At 70.0% G+C, this 12,714-nt stretch carries 15 protein-coding genes; 5 read left to right on the top strand and 10 right to left on the bottom strand.

Annotated features, from left to right (window positions below; all coding sequences use genetic code 11):
* Positions 1 to 96: 96 nt before the first annotated feature.
* On the top strand, positions 97 to 981 hold the full coding sequence (locus tag WME83_RS30420; protein ID WP_437313208.1) for an alpha/beta fold hydrolase: 885 nt from the start codon (positions 97 to 99) through the stop codon (positions 979 to 981).
* A gap of 97 nt (positions 982 to 1,078) precedes the next feature.
* Here the strand turns inward: WME83_RS30420 and WME83_RS30415 are convergent, their stop codons facing one another.
* The 4 genes from WME83_RS30415 to WME83_RS30400 form a co-directional block, all read right to left on the bottom strand.
* A complete protein-coding gene (locus WME83_RS30415; protein WP_437313207.1) occupies positions 1,079 to 1,540 on the bottom strand; it encodes a hypothetical protein in 462 nt (153 codons plus the stop codon).
* Between the two features lie 74 nt (positions 1,541 to 1,614).
* Positions 1,615 to 3,996, bottom strand: coding sequence for a PAS domain S-box protein (locus WME83_RS30410; RefSeq protein ID WP_437313206.1), 2,382 nt, complete (start codon positions 3,994 to 3,996; stop codon positions 1,615 to 1,617).
* Positions 3,986 to 5,116 carry a hybrid sensor histidine kinase/response regulator gene (locus WME83_RS30405; RefSeq protein ID WP_437313205.1) on the bottom strand — a complete coding sequence of 377 codons (1,131 nt, stop codon included), beginning with the start codon at positions 5,114 to 5,116 and terminating at the stop codon, positions 3,986 to 3,988. The genes WME83_RS30410 and WME83_RS30405 overlap by 11 nt, the downstream gene beginning before the upstream one ends.
* Before the next feature lie 153 nt (positions 5,117 to 5,269).
* Entirely contained in the window at positions 5,270 to 5,785 is a 516-nt protein-coding gene (locus WME83_RS30400; RefSeq protein WP_437313204.1) for a MarR family winged helix-turn-helix transcriptional regulator, read from the bottom strand.
* Positions 5,786 to 5,953: 168 nt separating this feature from the next.
* Between WME83_RS30400 and WME83_RS30395 the strand changes: the two genes are divergently transcribed.
* A complete protein-coding gene (locus WME83_RS30395) occupies positions 5,954 to 6,667 on the top strand; it encodes a hypothetical protein (protein WP_437313203.1) in 714 nt (237 codons plus the stop codon).
* A gap of 21 nt (positions 6,668 to 6,688) precedes the next feature.
* Here the strand turns inward: WME83_RS30395 and WME83_RS30390 are convergent, their stop codons facing one another.
* From WME83_RS30390 to WME83_RS30375, 4 genes are all read right to left on the bottom strand, one after another.
* Positions 6,689 to 7,081 (bottom strand): hypothetical protein, encoded by a 393-nt coding sequence (locus WME83_RS30390; RefSeq protein ID WP_437313202.1) that lies wholly within the window; start codon positions 7,079 to 7,081, stop codon positions 6,689 to 6,691.
* 179 nt (positions 7,082 to 7,260) lie between these two features.
* Positions 7,261 to 8,046, bottom strand: a complete 786-nt coding sequence (locus WME83_RS30385; RefSeq protein ID WP_437313201.1) for a phosphotransferase — start codon at positions 8,044 to 8,046, stop codon at positions 7,261 to 7,263.
* A gap of 11 nt (positions 8,047 to 8,057) precedes the next feature.
* Entirely contained in the window at positions 8,058 to 8,222 is a 165-nt protein-coding gene (locus WME83_RS30380; protein ID WP_437313200.1) for a hypothetical protein, read from the bottom strand.
* A gap of 228 nt (positions 8,223 to 8,450) precedes the next feature.
* Entirely contained in the window at positions 8,451 to 9,101 is a 651-nt protein-coding gene (locus tag WME83_RS30375; protein ID WP_437313199.1) for a glycoside hydrolase family 11 protein, read from the bottom strand.
* A gap of 37 nt (positions 9,102 to 9,138) precedes the next feature.
* Between WME83_RS30375 and WME83_RS30370 the strand changes: the two genes are divergently transcribed.
* Positions 9,139 to 9,501: a hypothetical protein gene (locus WME83_RS30370; RefSeq protein ID WP_437313198.1), complete on the top strand. Its 363-nt coding sequence runs from the start codon at positions 9,139 to 9,141 to the stop codon at positions 9,499 to 9,501.
* Between the two features lie 4 nt (positions 9,502 to 9,505).
* Here the strand turns inward: WME83_RS30370 and WME83_RS30365 are convergent, their stop codons facing one another.
* Positions 9,506 to 9,913: a transposase gene (locus tag WME83_RS30365; protein ID WP_437322065.1), complete on the bottom strand. Its 408-nt coding sequence runs from the start codon at positions 9,911 to 9,913 to the stop codon at positions 9,506 to 9,508.
* Positions 9,914 to 10,033: 120 nt separating this feature from the next.
* On the bottom strand, positions 10,034 to 10,717 hold the full coding sequence (locus WME83_RS30360; RefSeq protein ID WP_437322064.1) for a protein kinase domain-containing protein: 684 nt from the start codon (positions 10,715 to 10,717) through the stop codon (positions 10,034 to 10,036).
* 149 nt (positions 10,718 to 10,866) lie between these two features.
* On the opposite strand from WME83_RS30360, the gene WME83_RS30355 reads away from it, so the two are divergent.
* On the top strand, positions 10,867 to 11,109 hold the full coding sequence (locus WME83_RS30355; RefSeq protein WP_437313197.1) for a hypothetical protein: 243 nt from the start codon (positions 10,867 to 10,869) through the stop codon (positions 11,107 to 11,109).
* A gap of 382 nt (positions 11,110 to 11,491) precedes the next feature.
* Positions 11,492 to 12,700: an ABC transporter substrate-binding protein gene (locus WME83_RS30350; RefSeq protein WP_437313196.1), complete on the top strand. Its 1,209-nt coding sequence runs from the start codon at positions 11,492 to 11,494 to the stop codon at positions 12,698 to 12,700.
* Positions 12,701 to 12,714 lie beyond the last annotated feature (14 nt).

The raw sequence follows: 12,714 nt of genomic DNA, 5'->3' as shown, positions 1-12,714 counted from the left end.
CGGCCTTGACACCCGGAAACGCGTTCGCGTCTCCTGGCCGCCCCCCTGCCACCCTGCGGCGCGACCCCAGCGCGCCTGTCCCGAAAGGAGCGGATCATGACGTTGCGACGCCCCGAACATTTCACCCACCACCACGCCCAGCTCGCGGATATCCGCCTGCACTATGTGCGCGAGGGGCGCGGGAGGCCGCTCATCCTGCTCCACGGCTGGCCGGGCTTCTGGTGGGAGTGGCACAAGAACATCGGCCCCCTGGCCGAGAGCTTCGACGTCATCGTGCCCGACCTGCGGGGTTACGGCGACTCCGAGAAGCCGGATCTCTCGCGCATCGATCTCTTCCACCTCGATCGCGTCGTGGAGGACATCGCCCAGCTGCTCGACCACCTCGGCATCGAGCAGGCCCTCCTCGCGGGCCACGACTACTCCGCGCTGGTCCTGCACAAGTTCGTGCGCAAGCACCGCGACAAGGTGATCCAGGCCGCGATCATCAACCCCATCACGCCGGGGTTCGAGGGGCGATACCTGAGCCCCGGCCATTTCCCCGAGTCGTGGTACTCGCAGTTCCACCAGCTGGACATGGCGGTCGAGCTGGTCGGCTCGAGCCGCGAGGCGTGCCGCACCTACTTCCGGCACTTCCTGAACCACTGGTCGTACGACAAGGGCCTCTTCCAGGGGGAAGAGCTGGAGATCTACGTCGATAATTTCATGAAGCCCGGCAACATCCACGGCGGCTTCAACTTCTATCGCGCCAACCTGTCCATCACGAGCCAGCCCTGGACCCCGCTCGACCGGACCATCTCCGACTGCCGCGTGACCTTCCTGCAGGGCATGGGGGATCCGGTGGTCCCCTCCGCCTGGACCGACCTCGTCACGCCGTGGTACAGCCGTTACACGATTCATTACGTGCAGGATGGCGGTCACTTCTTGATGCGGGAGAAGCCGGCAGCTGTGAACAAGCACCTCCGGGATGCGTTCCTGAAATAGGCGTCGGACTGCCGTCCGTCCCGAGCTCGATGGCGCCCGGCGCCGCCCGGATCCGGCTCACGCAAGGCGGCCGGGGAGTCGACCCCGGCCTACCCGGCTAGGCGGACTGGTCGATTTCCCGCAGCGTCTCACGGAGCGCCTGGGCCTCCGCGCCCTCGAGGATCACGGACGCCGACAGGGGCGTGGGCGCGTGCTCGCGAAACTCCACGGGCTGGAATGCGGCGAGGGCACCGGACGCGGTGTAGGCGAGATCCAGGCGCACGGCGGAGGTGTCCGGGTCGCCCTCCGCGTCCAGCGCGAAGGGGAGCTTCGCGATGGCGGCGAAGTCCCGCCTCGCCAGGGCGGCGGTGAGGGCTTCGACAGGGCAGGTGAAATAGCGGAAGCCCTCCTCCACCTTCTCACGTGTAGGGAGATAGACGAGCTCGCTCAGGATCAGCCATTTGCGACGGGTGGTGAAGCGGGGGTCGGCGCGCAGGGAGTCGGATAGATCTTTGATCTCCATGAGACCGTTCATATCGCAAGCGGGCCCAGGAATCTTCCCTTTGTCGTGCTCGGGCACGTCGTGATGGTGATTGTCGCGGGTCGGGAGGGAGATCCGCCATGGGTCATGGCCTGGGCTCCCCGGCGGTCGCGTCAGCGCGCCCCGGGGACGAGGAGCTCCTCAAGGACGGCCGTCAGCTCGTCGACCCGCACCGGCTTGGTCAGGTAGCGGTAGAACCCGGCCTGCTCGGCGCGCCGGGTGTCCCGGGGCATCGCCGCCGCGCTGAGCGCGATCACGGGGATGTCGCGCGTCTCCGGCCACTCCTCCAGCTTGCGCGCGGCCTCGTAGCCGCTCATCCCGGGGAGGTTGATGTCCATGATCACGACCTCGGGCCGCCGCGACCGCGCGAGCTCGATGCCGATCTCGGCGTTCGGCGCGGTGATCAGGCGGACGCGCTCGAACTCGGAGATCAGCTCCTCCATGAACGCGATGTTCGACGGGTTGTCCTCGACGTAGAGGACCGAATGGCGGACGCCGCCGGGCCCGGCGAGCGGCGACGCCTCCGCGCGCGCGTCCGCCTGCCCCGGGGCGGCGCTCTCCGGCGCCTCCTCGTGCGCCGGGAGCTCGATCCAGAACTCCGACCCTTCGCCCGGCACGCTGCTGAAGCCGACGCCGCCGCCCATGAGCTCCGCGAGCCGCTTGGTGATGGCGAGGCCGATCCCGGTCCCCTCGATCGGCCCCGTCTCCTGGCCGGCGCGCTGGAAGGGCTGGAAGATCTTCGCGTGCTGCTCGCGCGGGATGCCGATGCCGTTGTCCGCCACGCAGATCCGCACGACGCCGCCCTCCGGCATCGACACCGCGATCGTGGCGCGGCCCCCCCGCCGGCCGTACTTGATCGCGTTCGAGCCGTAGTTCATGAGGATCTGCGCGAAGCGGGTGCGATCCGCGGTGATCTTCGGGAGCTCCGCGGGCAAGGGCGCGAGGTCGATCTCGATGCCGGCGCGCTGGGCCATCGGGTCGAGCGTCGTCTTCACCTCGTCCAGCACCTCGGGGACGTTCACCGGCTCGATCGACACCGTCACGCGGCCGGCCTCGATGCGCGAGAGGTCCAGGATGTCGTCGATCAGCTTGAGCAGGTGCTCGCCGCCCTTCAGGACATGCTCGATCCGCTCCTTCTGGCGATCGGTGAGCGGCGTCTTCCGGTCGCGGTGGAGGAGCTGCGCGAAGCCGAGGACCGCGTTGAGCGGCGTGCGGAGCTCGTGGCTCATCGAGGCGAGGAACTCGCTCTTCGCGGAGCTGGCCGCCTCGGCCAGGGCCCGCGCCTTGCGGAGCTCCTCCGCGCGCTGCACGTCGCCGGTCATGTCCCAGAGGGTGCACACGGTCCCGCCCTCGGCCGTCCGGCGCTCGGTCGCGCGCAGGCTGCGCCCGTCGCTCGTGCAGAGATCCAGCGTGCCGCTCGGCGCCGCGTGGTAGGCGAGGAGCCGCGCGCGGAAGGCGGCCGGCGGCTCGCCGCCGAGGGAGAACAGCCCCGCGGCGATGCCCGCGTCGATGAGCTCACCGTAGCTCCGGCCGACGATCGGGCCGCTCACCCGCGCGCCGAGCCAGTGCCGGTACATGCTGTTGCAGAGCGCGAGCCGATCCTGCGCGTCGAACACGGCGAACGCGCCCTGGAAGCTCTCGACCGCGCTCCTGAGGAGGTCGCTCGTGCGCTTCGCCTCGGCCTCGAGGCGCTTCCGCTCGCTGATGTCGCGGGCCACCTTCGAGGTGCCGACGAGCTTGCCCTGGGCGTCGTGGATCGGAGAGGCGGTGATCGAGACGTCGATGTCCCTGCCGTCCTTGCGCCGGCGCACCGTCTCGAAGTGCTCGATGTGCTCGCCCCGCTTGAGCCGCTCGAGCGTCCGCAGCACCTCGCCCTCCCGCCCCGGCGGGGCGAGCACGGTGAGGGGCCGGTCGATCATCTCCTCGGCGGTGTAGCCGAAGATCGCCTGCGCGCCCCGGTTCCAGCTGACGACGCGCCCGTCGAGCGCCTCGCCGATGATGGCGTCCTCGGACGAGTCGACGATCGCGGCCAGCCGCCGCATCGCGAGGTCGACCCGCTTGCGGTCGCTGATGTCGCGGATGGCGCTCGAGACGAGCGTGCCCCGCTCGGTCGTCAGCGGGCTGAGGCTGATCTCGACCGGGAACTCGCTGCCGTTGCTCCGGCGCCCGAACAGCTCCAGCCCCGACCCCATCGGGCGCGCCTTGGGCGCGGCGGTGAACGCCGCGCGGTTCCCCACGTGCGCCTCCCGGAACCGCTCCGGGAGGAGGAGCTCGATGGGCTGCCCGACGAGCTCGCCGCGCGCATAGCCGAACAGCCGCTCGGTCTGGACGTTGACGAACACGATCCGCCCCTGCTCGTCGACGACCACCATGGCGTCGGGCGCCGCGTCGATGAGCAGGCGGAACGTGCCGTCGTCGAGCGCTGGGGCGCCGGGCCCGCGGGGCGCCTGGTCGGGCGGAGGCGGGCGTTCGCTGGAGGAGGGTTCACGGGTCATCGGGGAGCCTCACGCAGAAGACGGCGCCGGGCGCGTTGTCCTCGATCCGGATGGTCCCGCCGTGCGCCTCGACGGCCATCTTGCAGAAGGCGAGCCCGAGGCCGCGGCCGGCGCGGTGGCCGGCCTCGTCGCCGCCGCCGAGCTGGACGAAGCGATCGAACACCCGCGCGCGCATCTCGGCGGGGACGCCCGGCCCCGCGTCCGCCACGCGGATCTCCACCGCGGCGCCGTCCTTCGCGGCGCTCACGGTCACCGCGGTGCCGGCCGGGGCGTGGTGGATGGCGTTCTCGAGGAGGTTCTCGAGCGTGCGGCGGAGCAGGTCCGGGTCGGCGAGGACGGCGGGCGCCTCGACGGCCTCGCGCAGCGCGATCGACCCGGAGCTCGCGCGCAGCTCGAGCGCGGCGAACGCCTCGTGGACGAGCGCGCGGAGGTCGACGCGCGCGCGCTCGGGGGCGAGCCGCCCTTCCTCGCTCTTGCTGATGTCGAGCAGGTCGTAGATGAGCCGCAGCAGGGAGCGCGCCTGATCGCGGATCTGCCGCGCGGAGTCGCGCGCCGGCTCCGGGAGCGCGCGGTCCCGGAGCAGGAACTGCGCGTGCAGGTCCATGCTGCTCACGGGGTTCTTCAGATCGTGGACGACGAAGGCCGTGAGCTGCTCTTTCTGGAGCTGGAGGCGCATGAGCGCGTCCCGCTGCTGCCGGACGAGCTCGACGTGCTCGCGCAGCTCCGCGCCGAGCCGGCGCAGCCGCAGCGCGGCCTGCACGCGCGCGAGGAGCTCCGACGGGCGGACGGGCTTCGTCAGGAAGTCGTCGCCGCCGGCGCGCAGGGCGCTGTCGAACGTGTCGACGTCGCGCAGCGCCGTCAGGAACACGATCGGCGTGCTGTCGCCCCCGGGGAGGGCGCGGATCCGGGCGCACACGGCGAAGCCGTCCATGCCCGGCATCCGCACGTCGAGCAGCACGCAATCCGGCCTGTGGCGCTCGAACTGCTGGATCCCCTCCTCGCCCGCGACGGCGAGCACGACCTCGTAGCCGTCGTCCTCGAGCGTGGCCTGGGCCAGGGCGCGGTTCTGCTCGTTGTCATCGACGACGAGCACCCTGGATCTCGGCTCTGGCTGCTCCATGCGCCCCCGGCTCTGGGCGCGAGGGTACACGAAGGTCGCGGGTCCCACCAAGCGCGCCCCCGCCCGTCGGCCGAGCGGCTGCTTCCAGCGCTCGGCGCCGTTCGCGGACGCCGCCGTGAGGCCTCGCCGAGATGGCCAGGCGCGGCGCTGGGCTCACCCGTCCGGGGCTCCCGGCCGGCCCTTGCCGAGCTTGCGGTACCCCGGGTGAACCCCGGGCGAAAGCTGCTGCTCGGCCGCGATCCGCCCGAGGAGCGCCGCGAGCTGGGCCTGCTCTGCGGCGTCGAGCGCCGCGCAGAGCGCCCGCCGGTGCTCCTGGGCGACGCGCCCGATCCGCTGCACCATCTCCTGTCCTGCCCGGGTGAGGTGGAGCGCGTGGGAGCGCCGGTCTTCCGCGCTGCTCCGCCGCTCCACGAGCCCGCGCTCCTCGAGCGCGTCGATCAGGCCGACGAGCCGGCTCGGGAACATGCCGAGCTTCTCGCTGAGCGCCGTCTGGCTCATCCCGTCCGACTGGCGGAGCGCGCGCAGGATGCCGGCGTGCGGCGGGAGCAGCTGGAGCGGCGAGAGCCGCTCGGCGAACTGCGCCGCGGCGTGGGCCCCCACCTGCGCGAGCAGGAAGGCCACGTCCGCCGTGGGGGGCGAGGGCGGGTCGGAAGGTCGCGCCGAGGTCATTCGTGCTCCTCTGAAATGATTATTGACATGAACGATTCACGGATATAACTTTAACGCATCGGTCCGGGGGGTCAATGCCGGAGCCGCCCTCCTGCGCCTGCGCTGGTGCAGCTGCAGGGGCGGAGCGGACAGCGCCGGCGCGCCCGTTGGATCCACGAGAGGCACCCGATGACGGACTTGAACGACCCGAGAGCAGCGAGCGGCGGCGCCCACCGCGGGCCGAACCCCGGGGCGGTCGCGGCGGTGTTCACGCTGCTCTTTCTCGCGAGCCTCGTGCCGGTCACCCTTCTTGTGAGCGACACCCACTTCCCGTCTCCGCTGCAGCCGCCCGAGGAGGTGGTGGCCTATTTCCGCGGGGACGTCGGCGCGCGGCTGCGCGCCTGCGCGTTTCTGCAGTTCTCCGCCGCGATACCGCTCGGCATTCTCTCGGCCACGATGGTGAGCCGCCTGAGGTTCCATGGGACGAGCGCCGCCGGCCCGTCGATCGCGTGGTTCGGCGGCCTCCTGGCCTCGGCGGCGATGGCGCTCTCCGCGCTCTTCCAGTGGTCGCTCGCCCAGCCGGGCGTCGCGGACGACGCGGCGCTCGTGCGCGTCCTTCATTTCATGATCTTCGCCGTCGGGGGCCCAGGCTACACGGTGCCGCTCGGCCTGCTCCTCGCGGGGATCTGCGTCCCTGCGCTGGTCATGAGGCTCCTGCCGCGCTGGCTCGCCGTATCTGGCCTGGTGCTCGGCGCAATCGGCGAGCTCAGCGCCTTGAGCCTCCTCGTGCCAGGTGCCTTGTTCCTGATCCCGCTCACGCGCTTCCCCGGGTTCCTCTGGCTCATCGCGGCGGGCTTCACGCTGCCGCGAGCGCGGAGAGGGCAGCGCGTGGCGCACGCCTAGCGAGGTGTCGCCGCGCGTCGGTCACCGGTCGGTGCCGGTGCGCCGCGCGCCGTGCAGGCCGCGGAGCCGATTCCAGAGCTCGTAGTCGGTGTGCTTCTTCGGCACGATCAGGTCGTCGGGCCTCGTGACCTTCTCGCCGGTGGTGGTGAACTCGCCCCGCTCGCGGTCGTTGAGATCGATGTACGTCGCGTTCTGCTCGAGGCGCCTGCCCGGCCGGACGACGCGCAGGGCCCTGAGCTCGTCGGACGTGAGCTCGGGGAGCGCGACGTGCGTCTCCTTGAGATCGTAGGCGGAGATGGTGTCGTCCGCCGGCGAGGGGGCGCCGATGTTCTGGCCCGCCATGGCGTTCGGGTTCAGGTCGCTCTCGTACTCCGCGGGGTGCTTGTCCGGGGTCTCGGCTTGGTGTCTTGTCATGGTCATCCCTCTCCGCGGCCGTGTGGTGCCCGGAGGGGCCGATCGCAAGCGCCCCCGGCGCCGGGGAGCCACCGCCGCCGCCCGCGCGCAGCGAGCCCGAGCGCGCGCCGCGGGGGCTTCGGATCGCCAGGGTGCACGGAGGTGCAGCGCGCAGAGGAACGGTCCGGCCGACGCCGCGATCACCCCGGGTCATCCTGGGGCGCGGCGAGGGTCCGCAGCAGCCGCTCGCGCTGCGCTCGCAGGTAGCGGATGTCCTCTTCGTACAGCGCGGGGTGGCCGGCGGCGATGTGCGCCTGGGACGCGGCTTCGCCGGCCTCGGCCCGCTGGCGCAGGGTGGCGAGGAGGGCCGCCAGCCGGTCGACCACCGTGTCGAGCAGCTCCGCCCCGGGCGCGACGCCGTAAGCGCGGCAAAACGCGGCGGCCCGCCGCGCCTGCTCCTCCGGGCTGCCGGCGCTGTCCGGGTTGGTCGGCGCGTGCAGCGGCGCGAACCGGTAGACGGCGTAGGCCAGATCCCACGCGCGCGGCCCCGGGTGGGCGTTGTCGAAATCGATGAAGCCGACCACGCGGCCGGCGCGGACGACGCAGTTGTAGGGCGCCAGGTCGCCGTGACAGACCACCTCGGCCGGCGACCGGGCCGGCAGCTGCCACCGGTCGTCCGGCCCCGGCGCGAAGGTCGCGCTCGCGTCGTGGAACCGGCGCAGCAAGGCGGCGGCGGACGTGAGGAGCTCGGGCGTGCGCAGCTCGTCCGGGAGCGCGTTGTGCACGTCGCCCTCGAGGTAGGACAGCACCTCGTTCCCCTCGTCGTCGTAGCCGAACGGCTCCGGCGCCGCGTCGAAGCCCGCCGCGCGCAGGTGCCGCAGCAGCCGGTGGATGGCCGGCGCCGCCGCCGTCGCGGGCCGGTGGACCCGGTCCCCGCGCCGGCGCACGGTGTTGACCCCGCCCTGGAATACCGTCTCCTCGACCATGCTCCGTCCTCTCAGCCCCGCGCGCGCTTGCGTGCCGTCGCGCGGCGCGCCTCACCGCCGACGAGCGACGCGACGCCCCCGGCCCAGGAGACCTCCCCGAACACGCTCGCGGCGCGCAGGACGGCCCGGGCCCCGGGCGGCAGCCTCCCGAGCCGGGCCTGCACCATCGCCAGCACCCCGTGCGTCTGCGGGCGACCTTGACGCGGGCGGCGACGTCGGCGTCGACCGCGCCTTCCCGGTCGCTGTTGCGCCCAGCCACCCGTCGTCGCAGGCCGCTCTTGCTCTTGCATCGTGTCGCGAATCTACGGCGACGGCGCGCACCTCGCGAGGATGCGGTCTACAGAACGGATATCGGTGTTCGCGCCGTACACCCACGAAACGTTTAGGAGTGCCACATTTTTCGATTAGGGCGTCTCCTCCCAAACGCGACCCGATGCAGTTCCATTGCTGCCGGGGTTGAACACCTCGACGGCCATGACCTGATAGGTGGGATCGTCACTCGCATCCAGATTGTTCATGTTCGGAACAATCCAGCCGGTATCGGCCCATGCCTTCACGTGATCGGCGAATATGATTTTGTGGTCCTGTCCGAGGGCCTGCGGCCGAGCAGGCTTACTCCAGTACTGGTAGAAGGTGGAGCGACCATTGATAGAGGGCTGCTGCTGCCGCGTTGAGCGGTACGTGGAATACTCAACCCCATCGCTCACGAAGGTCTTGCCAGCGGTAGCGCCTTGGCTGGGGTCATAACTCCATCGTTGCAGGATGTAATACTCCACCAGGTGTGCCGGGTTTGAGGTAGGCATACTCTTGTCGTACCCCCAGCCGTACAAAGCGATATAGCTCGCGCCGCTGTCGTTGTTCAAGCGGTAGCCGATCACCCTGTTCTCATCTCCGTAATGCCATCCTGGACCACCGACATAGTTATAGCCGCCGCCCTGCCAGGTCACGCTGAATTCGCCATTCGGGTCCACAGTCAAAGATGTCGAGCCGCCATCTTTCCAGTGAGTGAAGAAAAAATCACCGACATGGCCCGTTGCGTGATTTGAAGTGATCACGGTTTTGTCAGTGTATTTCTCAGTGTAGGCTGAATACTTGGAGAAATCAGGGGTAGGCGTACCCGTTGGATCCCCGCCTCCAGCAGAACCAGAAGAGCTAGAGCTGCTCGAAGACGAACTAGCGCTGCTCGAAGACGAACTAGCGCTGCTCGAAGACGAACTAGCGCTGCTCGAAGACGAACTAGCGCTGCTCGAAGATGAACTAGAGCTGGAGCTGGAGGAGGAAGAGCTGCTAGAAGACGATGAGCTGCTCGAGGATTCTGTGGTGTCGGCACCGCCGTCGCAGCCTGCTAGCGCGACTGACGCGAACGCCAGTATGAACCAACGAGAGGACCGATTCTGCTGTAAGTTTTTCATAGACGCTTTCCAGAATTGCTTGCTGACGATTGTTATCGTATGATGTTTCACGGCTTATGTCTTCGCCCATTCTCGGGCAAATTGTGCCCTGGGCCATGCTCTCTCTGGAAGATGAATCGGCCCACGCTGCGCGCGCCGCTCCCCGCTCTCGCCGGAGGCGATGAGCTTCTCAGCGAGCGCGAGCTTCTCCTCGAGGCGCGCCGAGCGCTTCTCGAGCTCGGCATGCGCCGGTCCTTCGCGTCCTGCTTCGGCTCGTGACCGGGCTTGCGCTCCGCGAGAGCCTCGCTGCCGTGGAGGGCGAGCTGCTTGCGCCACGCCGCCAGGAGGGAGCTGTAGATGCCCTCGCGGCGCCGCAACGCGTCGATGTCCCCGCGCTGGGTGCACGCAGCCGCCTCGCGAACGATGCGCAGCTTCTCCGCCGCCGAGAACTTCCGCCTCTTGCCCGGCTTCGCCACGCTCTCGACGGCGGCGCCGCTCGGGCGGGGCGCAGCGCCCTGCGCCGCTGGGGCGGGGGTAGGATCGACGGATCGGAGATGGGAAGGCTTCGGCACGGGTCAGGTCCATTCTCCTCCCTCTCACCACAGATTTCCAGGGGCAGTTTGTCTCACCCGACGTTGGCACAGAGGGGAGCGCACTGGAACGTCGGTGGGCTCGCCAAGCGCGGTGAGGAAGCGGGCGATGCTCCTTGGCTCGGTGAGCATGGCGACGAGCTTCATCCTGCCTTTGCAAGCTGGACACGCGAGGACATCGATCGCAAGCGTGCGGCGCAGAAGCTCGGCCCACGGCCGGTAGGCGCCCCGCTCGCGTTCGGGAGGCCGACGATCTCTCCCAGGAGCTCTGCGACGCGATCTCGCTGGGCACCTGTGACCCGGGCCTGCGCGCGCCCTTCCTCCGCGGTCTCGGCGAGCAGTGCTCGGAGCAGGCCGAGCTCCTTCTCGCGCCCGACGCAGGGCGTCGCCCATCCGCGCGAGGAGCGCGTCGAGCGGCGCCGGCACATCGGGCCGCAGCGCCCGTGCGCTGGGCGTCTCCGCGAAGCGCACCTTGGCCAGGATCGCCGCCAGGTGGTCGCCCCGGAACGCCGGTCCGCCGGTGAGGCACTCGAACAGCACGCACCCGAGCGCGAAGACATCGACGCGCGCATCGACGTGCAGCTCGCCGCGGGCCTGCTCGGGCGCCCTATAGGCGGGTGTGCCGATGAGCCAGCCGGGACGCGTGATGCCCGTCGAGCGATCCGCGCGCGCGATGCCGAAGTCCAGCACCTTCACATCGCCGAGACGCCCCGCCACGAGGAACAGGTTGCAGGGCGGCGGTCGATCTCAGGGACCTTGGGCTCGCGCAAGGAGAGCGTATCACGTCGAAGTCGAGAATACCGGTCATCGACAGCAGGGCCGATGTCCTCCAGAGGGCAGTGGCAGAGCTGAACCAACGAGGGTTTTCTGCCGTAAGTACCGTCGGCGACTCGCCGGACACGGAGCTTCATGCCGGCGACTTCGATCTCATGGTCATCGGGGGTGGGGTGGATGCCGCCACCCGGGAGCGCATGCGGACCCGCTTCAAGAAGCAGAACAGGGATGTGATGGTGCTGGATGTCTACGCCCCGACCGCCGGCCAGCAGATCGCTCGAGCGTTGAGGATGGCGGGATACTGCTGAGTCCGAATGAATTTGCATGAGGGTCGCCTCTCCGCCGCATGTCACGCATGCGGCCATCATGTCGCCCGAAACACAAATGCTCCTTGACCCACCCACAGCCCCTCTCTAGTATCTGAATACCCGGTGCGGTTCTCTCGGTGACGACCACCGTCAGCTGCAGGTTTCCGGCCGCATCTTGGGGCGGTGTACGACGCGCGGCCATGTGCGTCGTCTGCGCGTGATGCGACCTGGCGGCCGCGCATCGATGGTGTGCTGGCGGCGCGTCCGACGATCGCGGACCGTGTGAGCCGGCGCGGCGTCGCTTCGTCCGTCGCAGGCGCAGGAGCGCGATGGCTGGTGGACACGATCGCGGGTGGGTCCGCCGAGCGAAGGAGGCTGATGCATGAGAGCTCTGTTCCGTCTCGTCATTTTCTCAGCGCTTGGAATCGTCGCGTGCGACGGTAACCCCGCTCCCGGCGTGAGCTCCGACGCGGCCGGCTCCAGCTCGTCAGGGGGCGTCGTGGCTGGCGGCACGGGTGGAGCGCCTTCGGGCGGCGTCGGCGGCTCCGGCGGCGCGGGCGGCGGCGCGGGCGGCTCCGGTGCTGCAAGCGGCAGCGGTGGCCAGTCGAGCGCGGGCACGGGCGGAGACGCGGGCGCCGGCGGCAATGCTGGTGCGGGCGGCGACGCGGGCGCGGGCGGTCAGGGGGGAGCTGCGTCCTTCCCTTCGCTCAAGATCACGAGCGACACGGCGTCCATCGAGTTCACGCCCGTGCTGATCGCCTCGCAGGACTTCTATCCGGGCGAGGCGACCGTCGACTCCGGCGGCATCGTGAGCCTGCTCAATGACGATCGCATCGACCTCGGCACCAACGCGGAGACGCAGACGCTGAGGCAGTCCGTGGCTCATCCGAACCTGCGTATCATCTTCACGGTGACGGAGACGTTCTATCGAATCGTCGCGAACCGCGCCGCGGGGATCAGCGCGCTCGCGGATCTCCGCGGGAAGCGGATCGGGACCATCCCGAACACGTCTGCGGCCTACTTCGTCAACAAGTACCTGGGCACCGTGGGCCTCACGGCGGACGACTACACGGTTGTCCCCGGAGGTATCTGCATCTCCACGCCCTGCGGGGCGAACACGCTGCCCTCCCTGATGGAGCGGGGCGAGGTGGACGCCGTCGCGCTCTGGGAGCCCTCCTCCGAGCTCGCGAAGGAGGTGCTCGGCAGCGACGCCATCGTGTTCCAGGATCGCTCCCTCTACCGCGAGATCGTGAACCTCCACAGCACCGCCGAGAAGCTCGCGGATCCCGAGAAGCGGCGCGGTATCGTCGAGCTCGTGCGGGCGCTCGCGAGGGCGCAGGAGCTTTATCGTACGGACCCAGAGGCCGTCTGGCCGAGGATCTCGGAGGCGATCGGCATCGAGCCGTCCGTGCTCGAGGCGGTCTGGGAGGACGAGCAGTTCCTGGGCACGCTGGTGCCCGACATCCTCGACGTGCTCGAGGAAGAGGAGCCCTGGGTCGCCGCGCAGACCGGCCGCGCCCCGCGCACCCGCGCCGAGCTCGCCCCGCTGGTCGACGACAGCGTGATGAAGGAAGCGCTCGGGCTGCCGTAGAAGCTTGGCCCGCC

Source organism: Sorangium sp. So ce385, assembly GCF_051474135.1.
Taxonomy (GTDB): Bacteria; Myxococcota_A; Polyangia; order Polyangiales; family Polyangiaceae; genus Sorangium; species Sorangium cellulosum_D.
This window is presented reverse-complemented; position numbering and strand designations above follow the sequence as displayed.